The following is a 21,815-nucleotide window of genomic DNA, read 5'->3' on the forward strand; positions in this document are numbered from 1 at the left end:
TAGCGTCGAAAGCATGGATACAACAGGCACTTCGACCGAACTCACCGGCATCGCAGGCTGGGCGGTCGACCTCATGGAACAACTCGGTGGCCTCGGCGCGGGCATCGCGATCGCACTGGAAAACCTCTTCCCGCCACTGCCCAGCGAGGTGATCCTGCCCCTGGCAGGCTTCACCGCCAGTCGTGGCCGATTCAGCCTGGCCGAGGTCCTGCTCTGGACCACGCTCGGCTCGGTCGTCGGCGCCCTTGCCCTCTACGGCCTCGGCGCCGCCCTCGGCCGGGACCGCCTGCGCCGCATTGTCGACCACTTACCCCTGGTCCGCCTCTCCGACCTGGACCGCACCGAGGAATGGTTCGCCCGCCACGGCGACAAAGCCATCTTCTTCGGCCGCATGATCCCGATCTTCCGCAGCCTGATCTCCATCCCCGCCGGCGTCGAACGCATGCCACTGGCCCGCTTCACCCTCCTGACCACAGCAGGCAGCTTCCTGTGGAACGCGATCTTCGTCCTCGCCGGCTACTACCTCGGCGAGAACTGGCACGCCGTCGAGACCTACGCGGGCATCCTGCAGAAGGCCGTGATCGCCGCCGTGCTTGTGGCCGCGACCGTGTTCGTCGTCCGGCGCGTGCGGCAGGCGCAGCCGACCAGCGGCCGATGAGACCAGCAGCGCAGCTCGGTCAGGATGATCGTGCGGCCCGGCTTCCGATGCTCGCGCGTCGGCTCTGCCTCGGCGGCGGTCCTGGCACGGTGGTCGGCGGGCGGTCGAAGTCGGCGTTGGTGCCGCCGAGTTGGTCGCGGGTCGGTGCGAAATCGACGTCAGCGAGGCTCGGGTGGTCGGAGTGCCCGTGGCACGCGAGAATTGGGCGATGAGCACCTCCCGGGCGCGATCATCTCGCGTAGCCACCGCGGTCGTGGGATATCTGTTCGGAGTTGTCACCGTGCCGCTCGACCTGTTCGGTGTGCTTGCCACGCCGATCGCCCCGGGGCTGACCGATCGGATCGCGGAGGGGGAGCACAAGCGCCTCACCCAACTGCTCGGCGTGCGGTCGACCGGTGCGCCGAGTGGAGCGCGAGCCGCCGGATATCTAGCGGTCCGAGCGCTCGTCGGCGTGCTCGGTGCGCTGGTGCTGGCACTGTCGGCGCTGGGTGTGATCGTCGCGGTGGCGGTTGTCTACGGCGCGTCTACAGGGGACGCGGTGCCGATCATCGACGCGACCGAACCGGGTCAGGTCACCTGGGCGACGGTCGCGGTGCTGGCACTTCCCGGTGCGGTGCTGTGCTTCCTCGCCGTACAGGGTTTGCTCGGGGTGGTGCGCGCCGAGGCCTGGTGCCTGCGGCGCAGCACTCGCCCGGGGCAGGACGAACTCGCCCAGCGGGTCGCCCAGCTCACCACCACCCGCGCCGAGGTGGTCGAGGTGATCGACGACGAACGACGCCGGATCGAACGCGATCTGCACGACGGCGTGCAGCAGCGGGTGGTTGCCCTGTCGATCCTGCTCGGCCGGATGGACCGGGCGACCGACGAGCAAGGGCGGGGTGAACTGCAGCGCCGCGCGATCACCGAAACCGGCCATATCCTCGACGAATTGCGCGAGGTCTCCTGGCGGATCTACCCGGCCATGCTCGCCCGTGACGGCCTGCACGCCGCCCTCGAAGCCCTCGCCGACCGGACTCCGATTCCGACTCGCCTCACCGTCGACCTCGACGAACGCGCACCCCGCCCGGCCGAATCGGCCTGCTATTTCACCGCCAGCGAGGCGATCACCAACGCCATCAAGCACTCCGGGGCCACCGCCATCGAGGTCGAAGTCGAGCGCGACGGCCGGATGCTGCGCCTGCGAGTCCACGACGACGGACAAGGCGGTGCCGACCCCGCCGGACACGGCCTGACCGGCATCGCCACCCGCGTCACCGCCCTGGACGGCACCATGACAGTGGGCAGCCCGCCGGGCGGCCCGACGATCATCACCGTGGAGGTTCCGTGCGGATAACCCTGGCCGAGGATTCGACGCTGCTGCGCGAGAGCTTGGCGCAGCTGCTCACCGCCGAGGGGCACGAGATCGTGGATTCCGTGGGCACCGGGACCGAACTGCTCGCCGCCGTGCGTGTCCGTCCACCCGACCTGGTCATCGCCGACGTGCGAATGCCGCCGGACCACGTCGACGAGGGCATCCGAGCGGCCCTGGAAATCCGCCGCGACCAGCCGGGCATCGCGATCCTGGTGCTGTCGCAGTACGTCGAGCGCAGGCACGCGGCGGAATTCCTCACGGGCACCGGCGGCATCGGCTACCTGCTCAAGGACCGGGTCGCCGCGATCGGCTCGTTCCTCGACGCCGTCGACCGAGTGGGCGCGGGCGGCACCGCGTTCGACCCGGAAGTGGTCCGCCAGCTCCTGCTGCACAATCGCGCCGACTCACCACTGCACCGACTCACCGAGCGCGAACGCGAGGTCCTGGAACTCATGGCGCAGGGCCTGAGTAACGCGGCGATCTGCGCCCAGCTCTACGTCACCCGCAGCGCCGTCGAAAAGCACATCAACGCGATCTTCACCAAGCTCGACCTCCCGGTCGGCGAGGCGCACAACCGGCGCGTCCTCGCCATCCTGCAACACCTGCGAGCAGGCGCGACACAGGCGTGACGCGCCCAGCGTGGCCGCCCCTCAGGCCGCGATGCGTTCGTCGCGGGCCCGCCACCAGCCGTACGTGCCGATGCCGAGGGGCAGCAGCACCGTCAGGAACCCCGACAGCGGCATGAACGCCAGCCCGGACACCGTGACCACGCCCAGCGCGAGCAGCACCGAACCCGGCAGGTACCCGAGCGCGCGTTCCAGCGCGATCATCGCGACACCGAAACCGACAGCGAGCACCCCGAACTCGGTGAACCAGAACGTGAGTTCCATGTCGTGATCGTCGGCGGTGAACAGCGCCACACCGAGCGCGGTGTGCACCGTCCCGATGAAGATCATCAGTGCCCCGGCGAGCGGGAATCTCGTTTTTGAATCCATATTCATAAACTGTGCCACTAGGCTGACCCGGTGGCAAGACCTCGCCTTTTCGCCGACGAGCAGGTACTCGACGCGGCCCGTGACCTGCTGGTCGACCCCGCGATCACCCGACCGGCCGTCACCGCGATCGGCGCCGCGGCCGGCGTGCACTCCGGGTCGATCTATGTGCGTTTCGCCTCACGTGACGAACTCCTCGCCCGCCTGTGGTTGCGATCGATCCGCCGCTTCCACGAGGGCTTCATCGCAGCGCTGACCGGGCCCGCGCCACTGCTGGCCGCCGCCACGTTCCTGCCGCGCTACTGCCGCGCGCACCCGACCGAGGCGCGGGCGATGAAGATGTTCCATCGCGACGAACTCCTCGAGGTCGGCCCGGACGATCTGCGGGCCGAGATCGCCGGTGTCAACGACGACATGAACGCCGCGCTGCTGACCGCCGTCGTGACCGAATTCGGCGACGCCGACGACCGCTCGCTGGCCGTCGCGGGCGCCGCCGTGAAGGCGATTCCGTACGGACTCGTGCGCGATTACATCGCCCGCGCGGCCCCGATTCCGGACTGGATCGACGACGTGGTGGCGACCGCTTCGGGGGCGGTTCTCGACGAGTTTCGGGCCCGCGCATGACGACACGCTGTGCGAAATCGGGCGACACGCGGGCTTTTTCAGGAAATCCGCTGGTCGCGCCCCACCGGGTTTGCCAGGGGGCAACTCGACGCTCACGCTACCTGGTGGCTATCATCGCCCATATCGGTATAACCGCAGGTGGGGATACATTTTCCTGATTCGGCGGTACGATCGTGACGGAAGAATCAGCGGTCACCGCATCGAGTCCGCGCGCGCCATACGGCATCCGTAATCCCGCCCTGACCTGGGGGTCGGGTTCGCAATCGGCGCGCACCGTGGGTACGGTCGCACAGACCGTCCGGGTAACCGGCGGTAGATCTGGCAATGAACGATGAGACGGAGGAACCCGTGGCCCTTCCCCAGCTGACTGATGAGCAGCGCGCCGCTGCTCTGGAGAAGGCGGCTGCCGCTCGCCGCGCTCGGGCAGAGCTCAAGGAGCGTCTGAAGCGCGGTGGAACGAACTTGAAGCAGGTTCTCACCGATGCCGAGTCCGATGAGATTCTCGGCAAGATGAAGGTTTCTGCGCTGCTCGAGGCTCTGCCGAAGGTGGGCAAGGTCAAGGCGGCGGAGATCATGACCGAGCTGGAGATCGCGCCTACGCGTCGTCTCCGTGGTCTCGGTGCCCGGCAGCGCGCCGCGCTGCTCACCCGCTTCGACTTCGACGCCTAAAGTCTGGTGGACAAAAACACGCGGAAGGGCCGGCTGGTAGTACTGGTCGGCCCCTCGGCCGTGGGTAAATCCACGGTCGTGCGGTGCGTGCGGGAACGCCTGCCCGAGCTGGTTTTCAGTGTGTCGGCCACGACAAGGGACCCCCGTCCCGGCGAGGTCGACGGTCGCGATTACCGGTTTGTTTCCCGAGCGGAGTTCGACGCCATGATCGCGGCGGACGAACTGCTCGAATGGGCAGACATCCATGGGGGGTTGCAGCGATCGGGCACCCCCGCCGCCCCGGTGCGCCAAGCGCTGGCGAGCGGACTTTCAGTACTGATCGAAGTCGACCTGGCCGGTGCACGGTCGGTCCGGCAGGCGATGCCGGAGGCACTGCTGGTGTTTCTCGCGCCGCCGAGCTGGGAAGAACTGGTCTCGCGGTTGCGTTCGCGCGGCACCGAGACACCCGAGGTGATCGAGCGCAGGCTCCAGACCGCCCGGGTCGAATTGGCGGCCCGTGACGAGTTCGACACGGTCATCGTGAACAGCGAGGTAACCACTGCTTGTGAGCAGTTGGTATCGTTGTTCGTTAGCACAAATTCGAGTTCTTGACCCACTAACCCGCAGGAGCCACTCCTAGTGAGTACAGACATCACCGCAGTACCCGCGTACGACACCCCGATCGGCCTCACCAACCCCCCGATCGACGAGCTGCTCGAGCGCACGTCGTCCAAGTACGCCCTGGTGATCTACGCGGCCAAGCGCGCGCGTCAGATCAACGATTACTACAACCAGCTCGGTGACGGCATCCTCGAGTACGTCGGCCCCCTCGTGGAGCCGGGTCTGCAGGAGAAGCCGCTGTCGGTCGCCATGCGCGAAATCCACTCCGACCTGCTCGAACACACCGAGGGCGAGTGACAATCTCTACTCCGGAGGCGTAAGACCATGCGGATCGTCGTCGGGGTCGGCGGGGGCATCGCCGCTTATAAGGCGTGTGCCCTCGTTCGCCGTTTCACCGAGACCGGACATCAGGTGCGGGTCGTGCCCACCGAGTCCGCTCTCCAGTTCGTCGGCAAAGCGACCTTCGAGGCGCTGTCCGGGCAGCCGGTGCACACCACGGTGTTCGCCGACGTGCCCGAGGTGCCGCATGTCCGGATCGGCCAGGAGGCCGATCTCGTCGTCATCGCCCCCGCCACCGCGGATCTGATGGCGCGCGCCGCCCAGGGGCGCGCCGACGATCTGCTCACCGCCACCTTGCTGACGGCCCGATGTCCGGTGCTGTTCGCGCCCGCGATGCACACCGAGATGTGGGAGCATCCGGCCACGGTGGCCAATGTCGCGACGTTGCGCGCGCACGGCGCCAATGTCATGGAACCCGCGTCGGGCCGGCTCACCGGCACCGATACGGGTCCCGGACGGCTGCCGGAGCCGGAGGAGATCTTCGGTCTGGCCTCGCTGCTGCTCGAACGTGCCGACGCGCTGCCCCGCGACCTGACCGGTCGCCGCGTGGTGATCACCGCCGGTGGCACGAGGGAACCCCTCGACCCCGTGCGCTTCCTCGGCAACCGCAGCTCCGGTAAGCAGGGCTATGCCCTGGCCAGGGTCGCCGCCCAGCGCGGTGCCCAGGTGACGCTGATCGCGGGCAACACCATCGAGCTCGCGCCGCCCGCCGCGGTCGAGCTGGTCCACATCACCACCGCCGACCAGCTCAAGACCGCGGTCGACAAGCACGCGCTCGGCGCCGACGCGGTGATCATGGCGGCCGCGGTCGCCGATTTCCGTCCGACCCATGTGGCGGCAGCGAAGATCAAGAAGGGCGCTGACGAGCCCGACGTGATCCCCCTGACCAAGAACGAGGACATCCTCGCCGGTCTGGTCGACGCCCGCACCGAGGGACGCCTGGCCGGTACCGCGATCGTCGGTTTCGCCGCCGAGACCGGTGACGACAACGGCGACGTGCTCACCCACGCGCGCGCGAAACTGGCCCGCAAGGGCTGCGATCTGCTCGTGGTGAACGCGGTCGGCGAGGGCAAGGCGTTCGAGGTCGACACCAACGACGGCTGGTTGCTCGGCGCCGACGGTACCGAGGCCGCGCTCGATCACGGATCGAAGGCGCTGCTGGCCAGCCGGGTGCTCGACGCGCTGGTCCCGCTGCTGCGCTGAGGTCCTGACAGCTGGGGCTGAGCGGGTGCTCCGCGTCTGTGTGGCGCGAAAACTGTTGCACGGCAACGGTGGTCGCGCAGTGTACCGCCGGTGCGGGTGTTCGCGGTGTGGCTTGGTGTTTACTCGCCACCATGTCGGTGGTTTGGAATAGTCTTGATGAGAAGGGTTGCGCGGTAACACCGAGAAGTTACCGTCACAAGCCGAACGAGTAACCCGTTGAGGGAGAGGGAATAACTGTGCGTACGACAGGTAGTCGGCTATTCACCAGTGAGTCCGTGACCGAGGGGCATCCGGACAAGATCTGTGACGCGATCAGCGATTCCATCCTCGACGCACTGCTCGCGGAGGACCCGAGCAGCCGGGTCGCGGTGGAAACCATGGTCACCACCGGGCAGGTCCATGTCGCGGGCGAGGTCACCACCTCCGCCTACGCCGACATCCCGCGGATCGTGCGCGAGAAGGTCCTCGAGATCGGATACGACTCCTCCGCAAAGGGATTCGACGGTAATTCCTGCGGTGTCAACATCGCGATCGGCGCCCAGTCGCCCGATATCGCCCAGGGTGTCGACACCTCGCACGAGGCGCGCGTCGGCGGTTCCGACGACGAGATCGAGCGTCAGGGTGCGGGCGACCAGGGCCTGATGTTCGGCTACGCCTGCACCGACACGCCCGAGCTGATGCCGCTGCCGATCGCGTTGGCGCATCGCCTGTCGCGCAAGCTCACCGAGGTCCGCAAGTCGGGTGTGCTGCCCTACCTGCGTCCCGACGGCAAGACCCAGGTCACCATCGAATACGACGGTGACCGTCCGGTCCGCCTCGACACGGTCGTCATCTCCACCCAGCACGCCGCCGATATCGACCTGGACAACCTCCTGGCGCCCGATATCCGCGAAAAGGTCGTCGAGGCCGTGCTCGCCGATCTGAACATGCCGAGCCTGGACACCGCCGACTTCCGGCTGCTGGTGAACCCCACCGGCAAGTTCGTGCTCGGTGGCCCGATGGGTGACGCGGGCCTGACCGGCCGCAAGATCATCGTCGACACCTACGGCGGCATGGCCCGCCACGGTGGCGGCGCGTTCTCCGGCAAGGACCCGTCGAAGGTCGACCGCTCGGCCGCCTACGCCATGCGCTGGGTCGCCAAGAACGTCGTGGCCGCGGGCCTGGCTGACCGCGTCGAGGTGCAGGTCGCGTACGCGATCGGCAAGTCGGCCCCGGTCGGCCTGTTCGTCGAGACCTTCGGCACCGAGAAGATCGACCCGACCAAGATCTCCACCGCCATCTCCGAGGTCTTCGACCTGCGTCCGGGCGCGATCATCCGCGATCTCGACCTGCTGCGCCCGATCTACGCACCGACCGCGGCCTACGGTCACTTCGGCCGCACCGACGTCGATCTGCCCTGGGAGCACACGGACCGCGCCGACAAGCTGCGCGCGGCCGTCGGCCTGTAATACCCACGGACCGCGTGCCAGCGGACGATTCATCGACAGCAGCGGGACACCCCATCGCGAGGGTGCTCCCGCTGCTTTCGCCTGCCCACCTCGACCGCGACTTCGACTACCTCGTCCCCGCCGAACTGGACGAGATCGCCCAACCGGGCGTGCGCGTGCGCGTCCGTTTCGCCGGGCGCCTCGTCGACGGCTACCTCCTCGAACGTCTGCCCCGCAGCGACCACAACGGCAAGATGATGCCCCTCGAACGGATCGTCTCACCCGAACGCGTCCTCACCCCGGACATCCTGCGCCTGGCGACCGCGGTCGCCGCCCGTTATGCCGGAACACGCGCCGACGTGCTGCGCCTGGCGATTCCGCCGCGCCACGCTCGCACCGAAACGGGAGGTGTCAAGAAGTCCGACACCGCGAAGAAGCCGAAAGTATCCGCGCCGGACGGCGACAAGACTCTCGGCGATGAGATGCCGCCCGAAATTCACGAATCATCCAGTGCCGCAGCGGAATCAGCGAGAATCGTCGATGCCTCGGCATGGGGTAGATACGTGCACGGAACGGCATTCGTCGAGGCGTTGGCGCAGGGTAAAGGGGCGCGCGCGGCGTGGCAGGCGTTGCCGGGGGAGGACTGGGCAGCTCGGCTGGCGGAGTTGGCGGCGACGGTGGCGGCGAGTGGGCGCAGTGCGGTGTTGATGGTGCCGGATCAGCGGGATCTCGATCGGCTGCTCGCTGAATGTGTTGCGCTGGTTGGTGATTCGGCGGTCGGACTGTCGGCGGGGTTGGGGCCCGCGGCGCGGTATCGGCGGTGGTTGGCGGTGTTGCGTGGGCAGGCGCGGATCGTGGTGGGGACACGGGCGGCGGTGTTCGCGCCGGCGCGGGATCTCGGGTTGATCGCGATCTGGGACGACGGTGACGACACCTACGCCGAGCCGCGCTCGCCCTATCCGCACGCCCGTGAAGTGGCGATGTTGCGCGCCCACGAGACAGGTGCCGCGTTCGTCGCCGCCGGTTTCGCGCGGACCGCGGAGATCCAGGCGGTGGTCGAATCCGGTTGGGCGCGTGATCTTCTCGCCCCCCGTGAGGTGTTGCGTGAGGTGGCGCCCCGGATCAGCGCGCCGGGCGACAGCGATTTCGCGTTGGAGCGTGATGCGCTGGCGCGGTCGGTGCGCATGCCTGGGGTGGCGTTCGCGGCCGCGCGTTCGGCGATCAAGGAGAACGTGGCGGTGCTGGTTCAGGTGCCGCGACGCGGCTATGTTCCGTCGCTGGCCTGTGCGAAATGCCGCACGCCCGCACGCTGTCGACACTGCAACGGCCCGTTGGCGTTGCCGCATTCCACCCACGGTGAAGCGGCCAGCCCGCAGTGCAAGTGGTGTGGGATCACCGAGGCGGCGTTTCGCTGTCAAGCGTGTGGCGCCCGGGCGCTGCGGGCGACAGTGATCGGGGCGGGTCGGACCGCCGAGGAACTCGGGCGCGCGTTTTCCGGGGTTCCCATTCGCACGTCGGGGGGTGGGGACATGCTCGACACCGTCGAACCCGGCGCCCAGGTCGTCGTGGCGACGGTCGGTGCCGAACCTGTCGTCCCCGGCGGATACGGGGTGGCGCTGTTGCTCGACGGCTGGGCGCTGCTCGGTCGCGCCGACCTGCGCGCGAGCGAGGACACCCTGCGTCGCTGGATGGGTGCCGCCGCCCTGGTTCGCCCGCGCGGCCAGGTCATCGTGATGGCCGAGCCCTCGTTGCCCACGGTGCAGGCATTGGTTCGCTGGGATCCGGTCAACCACGCTGCCGCCGAACTCGAAGCCAGAGCCGAGGTGGGCTTTCCGCCCGCGGTTCGGTTGGCGGCGGTGGACGGGACTTCCGGTTCCATCGCCGAATTGCTCGATGCCGCAACACTTCCCGAAGGCACCGAGATCTTGGGGCCGGTGCCGTTGCCACCCACCGCCCGTAAGCCGTTCTCGGGCGGTGACGCGCCCGCCGAAGTCGAGCGGATGCTGTTGCGGGTGGGTCGGTCCGAGGGTGGTCCGCTGGCTCGTGCGCTGGCGGCGGCGCAGGCGGTGCGGAGTACACATCGGTCGGATGCGCCGTTGCGGGTGCAGGTCGACCCGGTCGATATCGGGTGATCGGCGTGCAGCCGCCGGAGTGCGAGCGCCGACTGCCTATAGTTAGTTGCATGACTGAATCGGAGGCGCAGGTCAGCCCCAAGCTCGGGAAGCGCGAACGCCTGGTGCAGTCGGCGATGCGCGTGTTCTACCAGCAGGGGATCGAGAAGACGACGATCGCGGATATCGCGCGCGAGGCCGACGTGCCGGTCGGCAACGTCTACTACTACTTCAAGACCAAGGATCAGTTCATCGCCGCGGTCATCGAGCTCCACGCCGAAGTGCTGGCGGGTGCGGTCGCCGAGCTGGCGGAGCTGCCGGGACCGGCCGACAAATTGAAGGCGATGGTCCGCAGCTGGGTCGAACAGCGGGAGATGGCGGCCCGATTCGGCTGCCCGACCGGCTCGCTCGCGGCCGAACTCGACAAGCGCGAGGATGCGTTCGGCGGCGAGCCCGCCCGGGTGATCGGGCTGCTGGTGGAATGGGCCAGGGAGCAGTTCGCGCAGCTGGGTCGCGACGACGCAGGCGAACTCGCGATCGCCTTCGTCGCCGCCTACCAGGGAATCTCCTTGCTCGCCAACACCTTCCGTGACCCGGAACTGATGGTCACCGAGGGTGCGCGATTGGAGCGATGGATCGACGAGCTGGCGCGGAAGTAGCGGCAGGTCGGAGGGTTCGAAGCGCCCGGCGAAACCGCACCGGTCTTGTCGGGCGCCGACTCACTCGGCGGGCTGCCAGCCGGTACACACCAGGTCGATGCTGGTGATCGTGCCGTTGGCGGTGGTCAGGAAGGCGCGCTGTTCGGCGAGGCGAGGGGCCCCGTTGGTCGGGCGCATCCGGACCCGCCAGTGCATCGCGAGCTTGTCGCCGACGCGATCGCGGCCGGAATCGACGACGGCGAAGTCGTCGGGTCCGCCGAACCAGCCGCGGAAGCGCTCGATCGCCGGATCGGCGCCGACCTCGGTGAACGGGCCGGGTGGGATGAGGCCACGCAGCGTGACCTCGGGGGCCAGATAGGACGCCATGGTGGTGAAGTCGCGCTGGATCAGCGCGGCGAGAAACAGGTCGGCGACCGATGCGGTCACCTGCGGGGTGGGGGTCGAAGTAGTCATGGGAAAAGTCTGCGACCTGCGCCGATATCGAACATCGGGTGATCACCCGATCTTTGCCGGCTGATCTTCCTCGGGCAGCAGGCCGTGGCGCATCGCGAACACCGCGGCCGACCCGCGGCTGTGCACCCCGATCTTGGTGTAGATGTGCTCGACATGGCTGCCCGCTGTGCGTGGGCTGATGCCGAGGGAGTGGGCGATCTCGCGGGTCGAACGGCCGCGCACCAGCAGCGCGAGGACGTCGAGTTCGCGGGCGGTGAGTCCGGCGATCTGCGCGCGTTTGCGCGGTCGTCGGCCCTGGGCCGCGGCCAGGACGGCGGCCACCGCGTCGCCGTCGAGTCGCCCCGCTGTCACTTCGGCCCGAAGCACACGCGCGCGCTCGTCGGGATCGACGGCCGGTCGGTGTGGTCGGTCCTCGCCGAGCGCGCGAAACATCTGGGCGGCGGCCAGAATTCGCGCGGCGGGCGGCAGCATCGACCCGGTGAGCCCACGCGGATACCCGGATCCGTCCATCCGTTCGTAGACCATCGACGCCGGGCCCGCCAGCGCCGCCAGGTGCGGACTGCGCGCCAGCACCCGCTCGGTCAGATACGGCACCATCCGCACCCGTTCGCGTTCGGACGCGGTCAGCGGTCCCGGTTTGTTCCAGATTCCCGTCGAGACGCCGATGGTGCCCAGGCGACACACCAAGGCCGCCCGTCGCACGGTGACTGCCTGGTCGGCGGGCAGGCCGTACTCGCGGGCCGCGGCTTCGGCCAGGTCGGCGACAGCACGCGAATGGCCGAGGAACCAGGTCGCTTTCGCATCCGAGTAGTCCGCGAAGACGGTGAGCACATCGGTGAGTTCGGAGTCCGGGATCGGTCTGTCCAACGCCGCGCAGCCGTCGATCACCTGCTGCCAGGCATCGACCTGGTCCAGCCCGTCGAGCAACGCCCCGCCGTCTCGCGTGCACAGTTCGACCAAGTCGGGGTCGAATTCTGTTCCGCTGCGCGACAACAACATTCGGACCGCCGCGTCGATACCTCCCACGCGCGCATGGACTTCGGCGTCATCGGCGATGTGCACGACCCGCATCACCGGAGTGATCGCCTCGCCCCGCAATCCGCCGGGTACGCCGTGGCCGTCCCAGCGTTCGAAGGCTTGCGGCAGCGCCGCTTGAACGGCATCGGGCATATCGAGGCGTTCGGCGATATCGGCCGCGGTGCGGCAGTGGGTGAGGAACGAGTCCATCGTGTCGCGCACCCCACCCGCGAGGAAACGGCCGGTCGTCGCGATCCGGCGCAGCGGGGAGGCACCTTCGGCGAGGTGTCCGAGCAGAAACCCCATCATCGGCAGCCCGGTCTTGTCGATGTCGTAGCTGTCGGCCCGGATCCGCAGATCGTCACCGAACCAGCGCGCCATTTCGGGGGAGTCGGCGACACAGCCCACCCATGCCAGCAGCGAGACGTAGTAGGCGGCGGCGCGATCGGCCTCGGACAGCCCCGCGGCCTGCGCGAGTCGCACGGCCAGAACGGTCTGGCGCAGGACGTGTTCCTGCGGCTGGCCGAGTCCGAGGTCGGTGGCCAGTGACAGCGAGGCGACCAGTTCGGCGAGCCGAAGGGGTGGGTCCGTCACGAATTCAGATTACTCCTTGCACTCGATGCATTGCCGATATATCGTCGATAGTGCCAAGAACAACGAGAGGGCCCGAGGAGGCTGTCATGCACAACCAAGATCAACGAGAATTCGGACACTTCCGGCGCGGTCGCGGACCGGGCCCGCGGGAATTCGGTCCCGACCGCCAGCAGTTCCGCCACGGCGGCCGCCACGGGCACGGCCCCGAGTTCGGACCCGGCTTCGGCCCGGGTTTCGGACCGGGATTCGGCCCCGGCTTCGGTCGTGGACGCGGCCGCGGCGGGCGGGGCAGGCGCGGTGACGTGCGGGCCGCGGTGCTGTTGCTGCTCGTCGAACGCCCCATGCACGGCTACGAACTGATCCAGCGGATCCGCGACCGCAGCGACGATGTCTGGCGCCCGAGCCCGGGGTCCATCTACCCGGCATTGGCCCAGCTAGAGGACGAGGGTCTGGTGCTCATCGAGAAGGTGGCCGGTCGCAAAACCGCGCAGCTCACCGACGAGGGCAAGGCCTATGTCGAGACCCATCGCGAGGATCTCGGCGACCCGTGGGCCGAGGTTCGCCAGGATGTCGGCGCCCAGGCGCTCGACCTGCGCGGCTTGGTCGGACAGGTGATGGGCGCGGTCGGTCAGGTGGCCCAGGTCGGCACCGCGCAGCAGGCGGCGAAGGCGGCCGAGGTGCTCGCCGAGACTCGTCGGGCGCTGTATCGAATCCTCGCCGAGGACGATGTCAACACCGAGGACGACGCAACCCCCGAGAAGTGAGGGCGCCGTGTTAGCCCGGCCCGACGTGCGGTTGTCGTACCGATGGAGTAAATCATTGGGATATGGAACAACTGGATGCGTTGTGGGGTTGGGGAACATCACGATTGCGGGCAGCGGTGTCGGTCACCGTACTCGCCTGCACGGCGGTGATCGGTGTGTCCGTCGCGCCGATCACCGCCGCTGAACCTGCGGGCTATCGGCCCGCTGTCATTCCGCTACAAGCCGGTCCGGCGCAGTCCGATCATCTGGACGCTGCCCATTACATCAAGGCCCATCCGGACTCGGTTCCGTTGGGCCTCAACAACTTCGGCTGTACCCCGAGCGCCGAGCATCCGCGGCCGGTCGTGCTCGTGCACGGCACCGACTCGAGCGCGTACTCCGACTGGGCGGGCATCGGACCGCAACTGGTCTCGGCGGGCTACTGCGTCTTCGCACTGAACTACGGCGGGGCGCCGGGCGCCGACACCTACGGCACCGAGGACATGCGGATCAGTTTCGCGCAGCTCGCCGCGTTCGTCGACGATGTACTCGTCGCGACCAAGGCGAGCAAGGTCGATCTGGTCGGCTTCTCGCAGGGTGCCAATGTCAGCCGGTTCTACGTGAACAAGCTCGGCGGCGCGCCGAAGGTCGGCACCTGGGTCGGCCTGGCCTCGCCCAGCTACGGCGGGGTCATGTACGGACTGGTGCCGGTGGGGCAGGCCGTGCCGGGCATGATGGGCGTCTTCGCGCGAGTCACCTCGACGGCGGCGGTCCAGCAGGCGCAGGGCGAACCGCTGATGGTGGAACTCAACGCGGGCGGTGACACCGTGCCCGGTGTCCGTTACGTCACCGTCGGTAGCCGGGTCGACGAGATGATCCAGCCGTTCTCCAACATCGCGTTACGCGGTGCGGGAGCGGAGAACATCGTGCTGCAGGACGAGTGCGCGCAGGACATGACCGGCCACTTCCACCTGGTCTACGACCCGTTCGTGCAGCAGTTGCTGCTGCGCGTTCTCGATCCCGTCCGGGCACCCGCCCCGGTCTGCAAGCCGGTTCCGCTCGGCACCGGCATCCCCGAGGTGATCATCGCGGGCAACTCATGACGGCCGGGCTGGACGGAAGCGCCTCGCGAGGTCTCTAGACTGGGACGACCGCAATTCGTCCTCCCGGGAGCCGCCGTGACCATTCAGCCCGTTCGCCTGTTCGGCGACCCGATCCTGCGCTCGCGTGCCGACGCGGTCATTGAGTTCGGACCCGACCTCGCCACCTTGGTCGCCGATCTCACCGAGACCATGCACGACGACGGTGGGGTCGGGATGGCCGCACCGCAGATCGGGGTCGGGCTGCGGGTGTTCGTCTACGACACCGGCGACGCGGCGGGGCACGTGGTGAACCCGGAATGGTCGGCCATCGGTGCCGACGAACAGGTCGGTCCGGAGGGCTGCCTGTCGATTCCCGGCGTGCGCTACGACGTCCGCCGTGCCTCGCGCGTGCGGGTCACCGGGGTCGACGTCACCGGTGCGCCGGTCGAATTCGAGGCCGACGGTCTGCTCGCGCGCTGCGTGCAGCACGAACACGATCACCTCGACGGCGTGCTGTTCATCAATCGCCTCGAACCGGCCGACCGCAAGGACGCGATGCGCACCATCCGCGAATCCGACTGGTTCCGCGCCGGGATCACCGTGCGCGAATCCAGCGGTGTGGGCGGTGGTCGCTGATGCGGGTAGTTTTCGCGGGCACCCCCGAACCCGCGGTGCCGTCGCTGCGCCGACTGATCGAGAGCGAAGGCCACGAGGTCGTCGCGGTGGTCACCCGGCCCGACGCGGTCGCGGGCCGTGGCCGCAAGCTCCTGCGTTCGCCTGTGGGGCAGCTCGCCGACGAACACGGCATTCCGGTGTTCACACCGCGCAAGCCCGCTGACCCCGAATTCGTCGCCGCGCTCACCGAACTCGCGCCGGACTGCTGTCCGGTCGTCGCCTACGGTGCGCTGCTGCCGCAGCAGGTCCTGGATATCCCCGCGCACGGCTGGATCAACCTGCACTTCTCGCTGCTGCCCGCCTGGCGCGGGGCGGCTCCCGTGCAGGCGGCCATCGACGCGGGTGACGACATGACCGGCGCCTCGACCTTCCTGATCGAAGCGGGCCTTGACACCGGCCCGGTGTACGGAGTGATGACCGAGAAGATCGGGCTCACCGATACCGCGGGCGAACTGCTGGCTCGGCTCGCCGAAGCCGGAGCGGTGCTGCTCGAGAAGACCCTGGACGGTGTGGAAGACGGGTCGCTGCAAGCGATTCCGCAACCCAACGACGGCGTGACCTACGCACCGAAGGTGACCGTGGAGGCGGGACGGATCGGGTTCGACGAACCCGCACTCGCCATCCACCGCCACATCCGCGCCGTCACCCCGGCGCCCGGCGCATGGACCGAGGTGAACGGGCTGCGCCTCAAACTCGGCCCGGTGGAAATGGTGGAGGAAACCTTGCCCGAACGCGAGATCGAGGTGCGCAAATCCGGCGTCTTCGTCGGAACATCGACCACAGCGGTCCGCCTGGGGCAGGTCCAACCCCCCGGCAAGAAAATGATGAACGCCCTCGACTGGGCCCGCGGCGCCCGCCTCGCCCCCGGCACGGTGATCGGATGAGCGAGCGCCCGATTGACGCAGCTGCCATGGTTTCGGAGCCCAGTGACCGAGAGGTGCAGGCATGAGTGCCTCTGACCGCCGCAGGCGTCGCGAAGCCGACGCCGCGAAGGGTGTCGGCCCCCGTGAGGACCGCAAGCCCACCGGCAAACCGGGCAGCCCCCGCGAGGACCGCAAGATCACCGGCAAGAACGTCGACGGCGGCTGGGCCGCCCGCGCTGCGAAGGGCACCACCACCCCCCGCGCCGACGGCGACCGCTGGACCGGCCGTGACGACCGGGGTGGCGCCGATCGCCCCCGCCGCGACGACCGCGACGGCGGCAACCGATCCGGCGGACCACGCCGCGCGGATGACCGCCCCGGCTTCGGCCGTGGTGCGGGTGACCGCGCCCAGAGTCGTGACGTGGGCAATCAGCGTGGCGATGCGCAGCGATCCGGTGCCCCTCGTCGCGAAGACGACCGTCCAGGTTTCGGCGGTGCGAAGGCGCCCGCGCAGCGAGGCGAGGTGGCCCAGCAGCGTGGTGGCGCGGCCGAGCAGCGTGGTGGCGCGGCCGAGCAGCGTGGTGGCGCGGCCGAGCAGCGTGGTGGCGCAGGTCGCTCAGGTACTGGACGTTCCGGTGAGGGACGATCCGATCGTGGTGCATCGCGTCCCGATCGTGGTGCGCGCGAAGGGGATTCGCGGGGTCGTGGTGCGTCCGGCCGGGATGCCGGTGCGGGTAAGGCGCCCGTTCAGCGCCGTCCCGAACGTCCCGATCCCAGCGTGCCCAGCCCGCGCAAGCGCCGCGGCGAACCCGTGGACCCGGCACGCGAGGTAGCCCTCGACGTGCTGCGTGCCGTGCGCGAGCGCGATGCCTATGCCAACCTCGCGCTGCCGAAACTGTTGCGCGAGCGCAAGATCAGTGGGCGCGACGCCGCCTTCGCGACCGAGCTCACCTACGGCGCGAGCCGTTCGCAGGGCCAACTCGACGCGGTGATCTCGGCGTGCGCGGGCCGCCCGGTCGACGAAATCGACGGCCCCATCCTCGACATCCTGCGCCTCGGCGTCTACCAGTTGCTGCGGACCCGCACCAGCGCGCATGCCGCCGTCGACACCTCCGTGGATCTGGCCAGCGCCGAATTCGGCCAGGGCCGTGCCGGTTTCGTCAATGCCGTGCTGCGCCGGGCGGGGGAGAAGACCCACGAGGAATGGATCGCCGAGCTGGCACCCGCCGACCCGGTCGGCAAGCTCGCCTTCGAACACGCGCATCCGAAGTGGATCGCCCAGTCCTTCGCCGACGCACTCGGCGCCGAGGCAGGCGAGCTCGACGAACTCCTGAAGGCCGACGACGAGCGCCCGGTCGTGCACCTGGTCGCCCGCCCCGGCGAGATCACCTCCGAAGAACTGGCCCTGGTCACCGGTGGCGAAGAGGGCCGCTGGTCGCCGTACGCGGTGTACCTCGACGGTGGCGATCCCGGTCTGCTGGAACCGGTCCGCGACGGCATCGCCTCGGTGCAGGACGAGGGCAGCCAGCTGGTCGCGCTCGCCCTCACCCGCGCACCCCTCGACGGCCCGGACAACGGCCGCTGGCTCGACCTCTGTGCGGGTCCCGGCGGTAAGGCGGCGCTGCTCGGCGCACTGGCCGCGATCGACCTGTTCACCGTCGACGCGGTCGAACCGGCCGAGCATCGCGCCGAACTCGTCCGCAAATCCACCCGCAACCTGCCCGTCACCGTGCACGTCGCCGACGGTCGCGACAGCGGCCTGACCCCCGGCTACGACCGCGTGCTCGTCGACGCGCCGTGCACCGGTCTCGGTGCCCTGCGCCGCCGCCCCGAAGCCCGCTGGCGGCGCACCCCCGCCGATGTGGCGGAGCTGGTCACCCTGCAGCGTGAACTCCTCACCGCCGCATGGGATCTGGTGCGTCCGGGCGGTGTCGTCGTGTACTCCACCTGCTCACCGCATCTGGCCGAAACCGTGTCCGTGGTCGCCGATTTCGTCCGTCGCACCGGAGCCGAGGAACTCGACAGTCGCGAATTCCTGCCCGGCGTCACCGATCTCGGCGACGGCCCGTCCGCGCAGCTGTGGCCGCACCGCCACGGCACCGACGCCATGTTCCTGGCGACCTTGCGCAAGAAGTAACCGCGACACGACGACGGCGCCGTTTCCCACACAGGGGGACGGCGCCGTTCCATTTGTCCAAGCGCACAGCCCTCGCCGCGGAGGAGAATTGGCAGATGGCGATGACGTGGGAACAGGTGGTGGCGATGGCGACGGAGCTGCCGAGTGTGGAGGAAGGCACCTGGTGGCGCAGTCCGGGCTTGAACGTCGGCGGCAAAAGCTTCGCCCGACTACGTGACGAAGCCGAAGGCGGCCTTGTGCTGCTCTGCGAGCCCGCGGAAAAGGAGGCGCTGCTGGCTTCCGGCGACCCGTCCTTCTACACGACCCCGCACTACGACGGGCACCCGTACATTCTCATCGACCTCGATGTGGTCGACCGGCAACAGCTCGCCGAACTGATCGACAGTGCCTGGTGGTTGCGCGCTCCCGCGAAACTGCGGCGCGCAAGGGAGAGCGCGTAGGACGTCGTTGTCCTGGTACGCGTCAGTCCCGTTCGGACAATTCACGCAGGCGCGCAAGGGTTTTCGCGAGAATCCGGGACACGTGCATCTGTGAGATCCCCAGCTGCGAGGCGATCTGCGTCTGCGTCATCGACTCGAAGAACCGCATGGTCAGAATGCGGCGCTCGCGCTCGGGCAGGCCCGCCAGCAGCGGGCGCACCGCGATGTACTCCTCGACCCGGTCGAACTGCGATTCCTCCTCGCCGAGGGTGTCGAGCAGCGAGGCGTCGCTGTCACGCCCGATCGAGGCCGCGTCGATCGACGTAGGCTGATAGGCGTTGCCCGCGATCACCGCCTGGGTGACCTCATCGGGGTCGACGTCGAGTTCGGCGGCGATCTCCTTGGCAGTGGGCGAGCGCCCCAACCGCTGCGACAGCTGATCCACTGCCGCGCCGATGCGCAGGTGAGTTTCCTTGACGCGCCGCGGAACCCGCATCGCCCAGGTGTTGTCCCGGAAGTACCGCCGGACCTCACCCATGATCGTCGGCACCGCGAACGACAGGAAGTTCGAGCCGCGACTCAGATCGAACCGGTCCACCGCGTGCACCAGGCCGACGCGCGCCACCTGCGACAGATCGTCGAACGGTTCACCGCGCCCACTGAACTTGCGCGCGATGTGGTCAGCCAGGGGGATGCAGCGGTTGATCAGTGCGTCGCGCGCCACCGCATGCGCCACGCTGCCGGGCTCGGTCGCCGCCAACCGCTCGAACAGCGCGCTGACATCGTCGTACCCGGACACCGGTTCCGGAGTCTCGGTCTCCTCCTCGGCGATGTCTTCCTGCTCGAGGGCTGCCTCGGCCTTGTCCGGCTCAGCAGGCTGGTCCGAACCCACGGCAGGGGAGTCGGTGATGTCGGGTTCGCTGAGATCGTGCTGGTCGGGCTGCTTTTCCTCGCCGTGCACTACGCCTTCCCCCGGACCCGACGGAATCGGACCGTCGTCGGATACCCGGACACGGTCGCGTCGAAGTCGCGCTGGTCGGCAATGACCTCGTCACAGAGTGTGCGCAGCACATGCCACCCGAAGCTGCGCTGATCCGGCATGCCCTGTGTGCCCGCGACGCCGTCCACGCGCACCTGCAATTCGTTGTCACCGACAAGGAATTCGCAGGTGAGCAGCGTATCCGGGCCTGCGATCGCGATGATCGTCGAGCACACTTCGTCCACGGCCAGGCGCACATCGGCCACCTCGTCGAGGGTGAAATCACTGAGTAGCACCAGTGTTTCGGCCAGTCCGCGCACGATTGGCAGCTGCGTCAGCTGGGCTGCCACACGAATCTCCACCGGGGCGCCGAAGGGCCCTTGTTCCGCCGAAAAATTGGTCACCCTGAGAAGGCTACCCATAACCCGGCAGGGCAATCACCATTGCCGTCGCTACACTTGCGCGCTGTGTCCACTCCGACGTTCTCCCGTCCGTCCCAGCCGATGATCGCCCCGTCAATCCTGTCCGCGGACTTCGCGAATCTGGCCGCCGAGGCCGCCGCTGTCGAGGGTTGCGACTGGCTACACGTCGACGTCATGGACGGCCACTTCGTGCCGAACCTCACACTGGGTCTGCCGATCGTGCAGAGCCTGCTGAAGGCCACCGACATCCCGTTCGACTGCCACCTGATGATCGACGATCCGGGCCGCTGGGCCCCGAGCTACGCCGAGGCAGGCGCCTACAACGTCACCATCCACGCCGAGGCGACCGACGATCCGATCGCGGTGGCGCGCGACATCCGCGCCGCGGGCGGCCGGGCCGGGCTGTCGGTGAAGCCGAACACCCCGATCGAGCCGTACCTGGAGATCCTGCGCGAATTCGACACCCTGTTGGTGATGAGCGTGGAACCCGGTTTCGGCGGGCAGTCGTTCATTCCCGGCGTGCTGGAGAAGGCGCGGATCGTGCGCAACCTGGTCGACTCGGGCGAACTTCACCTGGTCGTCGAGATCGACGGCGGCATCAATGACGACACCATCGAGCAGGCCGCGGCGGCCGGGATCGATTGCTTCGTGGCCGGGTCGGCCGTCTACAACACCGCCGACCCCGGTGCCGCTGTGCAGAAGTTGCGCAACCTGGCCACCTCGGCCTGGCTGCCCTGAATCACAACGAGCGGAGCTTGCGGGTGCCCAGCGCCCGCGCCGCGTCGATGACGGCGTGGACCGGCGGCCGCTGGTCGCCGGCTTCGGGTGCCTGCACCCAGGTGCGGTAACCGGTGCGCTCGTCGTCGGGGGAGGGCAGCACGATCTGGCTGCCCGTGCAGGCGACGGTCGCGTAGAGGCGGAACAGCTCCGCCGACGCGGTCGCGGTGACGGAATCGGGTCGGCACGGGCCGGTGAGGAACGTCCAGCGCCGCGCGCGCGGGTGATCGACGACCGGGCCTGCGATCCCCGCCTCGCGCAACCGGGCCTGTACTCGCTCACCCAGATCGCCTGGCATGGTGACCGCGCCGTAGTGCGCGCCGATCTGGAGCAGAATGCGCCGGGACCCGAAATCGATCTTGGCCGGTAGGTGCAACTCGCGCCGATAACGCACGCAGCGCATTTCCAGCGTCGAATCGATCAATGTGCTCATGCGGCACCCCCACGTATTGCGAACCGTTTGTAACCCACAGTGTTGTCTTCCTGGAGTGGTGGACTATCCCTGGGGCGAACTCCCGATACCCGCAGTTCCAGGCCCCGACATCTGGTTGAACAGCAGGAATCGTTGACGTAACAATATTGCGTCAATGGTGCGGTGGGCGCAAGCATTCCACTCACCGTGTTTCCAGTTCGTCATGGCGGGTAATACCAGGTTAAGACGGCCGGATGAATGCGTGGACCGGTTCGCCGGAAATTGGATTGAACGACAACCGCCGGAATGATTAACGGCGGTGTTGAGTCATGTCGATACCCCTTTGCCGCTGAATCGATGCCTTGCTGATCGCTTTCGGTGACCGAGTGCTGCGCGCGGTCGGGTTCGGCCCCCGCCCCGGGCTCACCGACCACGCCACTAGGCTGTGCGAAGAAGCCGGGCGGCTGTGCGACGAAGCCGCGCGGCTGTGCGACGAAGCCGCGCGGCTGTGCGACGAAGCCGCGCGGCTGTGCGACGAAGCCGCGCGGCTGTGCGGGAATAGCGGCCACGCACCCGCTGTTGGGCCGAACGAGTACGGATGACGCGACA

At 68.5% G+C, this 21,815-nt stretch carries 25 protein-coding genes; 19 read left to right on the top strand and 6 right to left on the bottom strand.

The genetic code is table 11. The features are described 5' to 3' along the window. Window positions 1-13: 13 nt before the first annotated feature. The 3 genes from ACFW6D_RS05735 (at window position 14) to ACFW6D_RS05745 (ending at window position 2,638) form a co-directional block, all read left to right on the top strand. Window positions 14-658 carry a DedA family protein gene (locus tag ACFW6D_RS05735; RefSeq protein WP_379325157.1) on the top strand — a complete coding sequence of 215 codons (645 nt, stop codon included), beginning with the start codon at window positions 14-16 and terminating at the stop codon, window positions 656-658. Between the two features lie 208 nt (window positions 659-866). Continuing rightward, the gene (locus tag ACFW6D_RS05740; protein WP_379325159.1) at window positions 867-1,991 is read left to right on the top strand and encodes a sensor histidine kinase; all 1,125 of its coding nucleotides are present in this window, start codon (window positions 867-869) and stop codon (window positions 1,989-1,991) included. Next, window positions 1,982-2,638, top strand: coding sequence for a response regulator (locus ACFW6D_RS05745; protein ID WP_379325161.1), 657 nt, complete (start codon window positions 1,982-1,984; stop codon window positions 2,636-2,638). The genes ACFW6D_RS05740 and ACFW6D_RS05745 overlap by 10 nt, the downstream gene beginning before the upstream one ends. Before the next feature lie 21 nt (window positions 2,639-2,659). Here ACFW6D_RS05745 and ACFW6D_RS05750 read toward each other — a convergent pair whose 3' ends face one another. Continuing rightward, entirely contained in the window at window positions 2,660-3,004 is a 345-nt protein-coding gene (locus tag ACFW6D_RS05750; RefSeq protein WP_379325162.1) for a DUF6463 family protein, read from the bottom strand. A 30-nt stretch (window positions 3,005-3,034) separates the two neighbouring features. On the opposite strand from ACFW6D_RS05750, the gene ACFW6D_RS05755 reads away from it, so the two are divergent. The 8 genes from ACFW6D_RS05755 to ACFW6D_RS05790 all read left to right on the top strand — a co-directional run bounded on the left by ACFW6D_RS05755 (window position 3,035) and on the right by ACFW6D_RS05790 (window position 10,633). Further along, window positions 3,035-3,625 (top strand): TetR/AcrR family transcriptional regulator, encoded by a 591-nt coding sequence (locus tag ACFW6D_RS05755; protein WP_379325164.1) that lies wholly within the window; start codon window positions 3,035-3,037, stop codon window positions 3,623-3,625. Between the two features lie 348 nt (window positions 3,626-3,973). Continuing rightward, on the top strand, window positions 3,974-4,294 hold the full coding sequence (mihF, locus tag ACFW6D_RS05760; protein ID WP_056815410.1) for an integration host factor, actinobacterial type: 321 nt from the start codon (window positions 3,974-3,976) through the stop codon (window positions 4,292-4,294). Between the two features lie 6 nt (window positions 4,295-4,300). Next, window positions 4,301-4,885, top strand: a complete 585-nt coding sequence (gene gmk, locus ACFW6D_RS05765; protein WP_379325166.1) for a guanylate kinase — start codon at window positions 4,301-4,303, stop codon at window positions 4,883-4,885. 27 nt (window positions 4,886-4,912) lie between these two features. Further along, window positions 4,913-5,191: a DNA-directed RNA polymerase subunit omega gene (gene rpoZ / locus ACFW6D_RS05770; protein ID WP_056810542.1), complete on the top strand. Its 279-nt coding sequence runs from the start codon at window positions 4,913-4,915 to the stop codon at window positions 5,189-5,191. A gap of 27 nt (window positions 5,192-5,218) precedes the next feature. Continuing rightward, complete coding sequence (gene coaBC, locus ACFW6D_RS05775; RefSeq protein WP_379238772.1) at window positions 5,219-6,436, top strand: bifunctional phosphopantothenoylcysteine decarboxylase/phosphopantothenate--cysteine ligase CoaBC; 1,218 nt, start codon at window positions 5,219-5,221, stop codon at window positions 6,434-6,436. Window positions 6,437-6,672: 236 nt separating this feature from the next. Continuing rightward, window positions 6,673-7,884 carry a methionine adenosyltransferase gene (gene metK / locus ACFW6D_RS05780; protein WP_379325168.1) on the top strand — a complete coding sequence of 404 codons (1,212 nt, stop codon included), beginning with the start codon at window positions 6,673-6,675 and terminating at the stop codon, window positions 7,882-7,884. 14 nt (window positions 7,885-7,898) lie between these two features. Next, the gene (locus ACFW6D_RS05785) at window positions 7,899-9,995 is read left to right on the top strand and encodes a primosomal protein N' (protein ID WP_379325170.1); all 2,097 of its coding nucleotides are present in this window, start codon (window positions 7,899-7,901) and stop codon (window positions 9,993-9,995) included. A gap of 50 nt (window positions 9,996-10,045) precedes the next feature. Next, the gene (locus ACFW6D_RS05790; RefSeq protein ID WP_379325172.1) at window positions 10,046-10,633 is read left to right on the top strand and encodes a TetR/AcrR family transcriptional regulator; all 588 of its coding nucleotides are present in this window, start codon (window positions 10,046-10,048) and stop codon (window positions 10,631-10,633) included. Window positions 10,634-10,693: 60 nt separating this feature from the next. Here ACFW6D_RS05790 and ACFW6D_RS05795 read toward each other — a convergent pair whose 3' ends face one another. Beyond that, window positions 10,694-11,086 carry a nuclear transport factor 2 family protein gene (locus tag ACFW6D_RS05795; protein WP_379325174.1) on the bottom strand — a complete coding sequence of 131 codons (393 nt, stop codon included), beginning with the start codon at window positions 11,084-11,086 and terminating at the stop codon, window positions 10,694-10,696. Between the two features lie 42 nt (window positions 11,087-11,128). Continuing rightward, complete coding sequence (locus tag ACFW6D_RS05800; protein ID WP_379325176.1) at window positions 11,129-12,697, bottom strand: HD domain-containing phosphohydrolase; 1,569 nt, start codon at window positions 12,695-12,697, stop codon at window positions 11,129-11,131. A gap of 86 nt (window positions 12,698-12,783) precedes the next feature. Between ACFW6D_RS05800 and ACFW6D_RS05805 the strand changes: the two genes are divergently transcribed. The 6 genes from ACFW6D_RS05805 to ACFW6D_RS05830 all read left to right on the top strand — a co-directional run bounded on the left by ACFW6D_RS05805 (window position 12,784) and on the right by ACFW6D_RS05830 (window position 18,637). Beyond that, on the top strand, window positions 12,784-13,461 hold the full coding sequence (locus ACFW6D_RS05805; RefSeq protein WP_379325178.1) for a PadR family transcriptional regulator: 678 nt from the start codon (window positions 12,784-12,786) through the stop codon (window positions 13,459-13,461). 62 nt (window positions 13,462-13,523) lie between these two features. Next, complete coding sequence (locus ACFW6D_RS05810) at window positions 13,524-14,543, top strand: esterase/lipase family protein (RefSeq protein ID WP_379325180.1); 1,020 nt, start codon at window positions 13,524-13,526, stop codon at window positions 14,541-14,543. A gap of 75 nt (window positions 14,544-14,618) precedes the next feature. Further along, window positions 14,619-15,158 carry a peptide deformylase gene (gene def, locus ACFW6D_RS05815; protein ID WP_379325182.1) on the top strand — a complete coding sequence of 180 codons (540 nt, stop codon included), beginning with the start codon at window positions 14,619-14,621 and terminating at the stop codon, window positions 15,156-15,158. Continuing rightward, window positions 15,158-16,081, top strand: coding sequence for a methionyl-tRNA formyltransferase (fmt, locus tag ACFW6D_RS05820; protein ID WP_379325184.1), 924 nt, complete (start codon window positions 15,158-15,160; stop codon window positions 16,079-16,081). The genes def and fmt overlap by 1 nt, the downstream gene beginning before the upstream one ends. 757 nt (window positions 16,082-16,838) lie before the next feature. Then, complete coding sequence (locus ACFW6D_RS05825; RefSeq protein ID WP_379325723.1) at window positions 16,839-18,197, top strand: RsmB/NOP family class I SAM-dependent RNA methyltransferase; 1,359 nt, start codon at window positions 16,839-16,841, stop codon at window positions 18,195-18,197. A gap of 95 nt (window positions 18,198-18,292) precedes the next feature. Next, on the top strand, window positions 18,293-18,637 hold the full coding sequence (locus tag ACFW6D_RS05830) for an MmcQ/YjbR family DNA-binding protein (RefSeq protein ID WP_379325725.1): 345 nt from the start codon (window positions 18,293-18,295) through the stop codon (window positions 18,635-18,637). Window positions 18,638-18,659: 22 nt separating this feature from the next. Here the strand turns inward: ACFW6D_RS05830 and ACFW6D_RS05835 are convergent, their stop codons facing one another. Together ACFW6D_RS05835 and ACFW6D_RS05840 are read right to left on the bottom strand one after the other, a co-directional pair. Further along, entirely contained in the window at window positions 18,660-19,448 is a 789-nt protein-coding gene (locus tag ACFW6D_RS05835) for an RNA polymerase sigma factor SigF (RefSeq protein ID WP_379325727.1), read from the bottom strand. A gap of 128 nt (window positions 19,449-19,576) precedes the next feature. Beyond that, entirely contained in the window at window positions 19,577-19,999 is a 423-nt protein-coding gene (locus ACFW6D_RS05840; protein WP_379325186.1) for an ATP-binding protein, read from the bottom strand. A 99-nt stretch (window positions 20,000-20,098) separates the two neighbouring features. On the opposite strand from ACFW6D_RS05840, the gene rpe reads away from it, so the two are divergent. Further along, window positions 20,099-20,755 (top strand): ribulose-phosphate 3-epimerase, encoded by a 657-nt coding sequence (gene rpe / locus ACFW6D_RS05845; RefSeq protein ID WP_378628313.1) that lies wholly within the window; start codon window positions 20,099-20,101, stop codon window positions 20,753-20,755. A gap of 1 nt (window position 20,756) precedes the next feature. Here rpe and ACFW6D_RS05850 read toward each other — a convergent pair whose 3' ends face one another. After that, window positions 20,757-21,227 (bottom strand): hypothetical protein, encoded by a 471-nt coding sequence (locus ACFW6D_RS05850; protein WP_379325188.1) that lies wholly within the window; start codon window positions 21,225-21,227, stop codon window positions 20,757-20,759. Between the two features lie 341 nt (window positions 21,228-21,568). Between ACFW6D_RS05850 and ACFW6D_RS05855 the strand changes: the two genes are divergently transcribed. Next, window positions 21,569-21,808: a hypothetical protein gene (locus tag ACFW6D_RS05855; protein ID WP_379325190.1), complete on the top strand. Its 240-nt coding sequence runs from the start codon at window positions 21,569-21,571 to the stop codon at window positions 21,806-21,808. Window positions 21,809-21,815: the final 7 nt, after the last annotated feature.

The organism is Nocardia sp. NPDC058705 (assembly GCF_042749305.1).
Lineage (GTDB): Bacteria > Actinomycetota > Actinomycetes > Mycobacteriales > Mycobacteriaceae > Nocardia.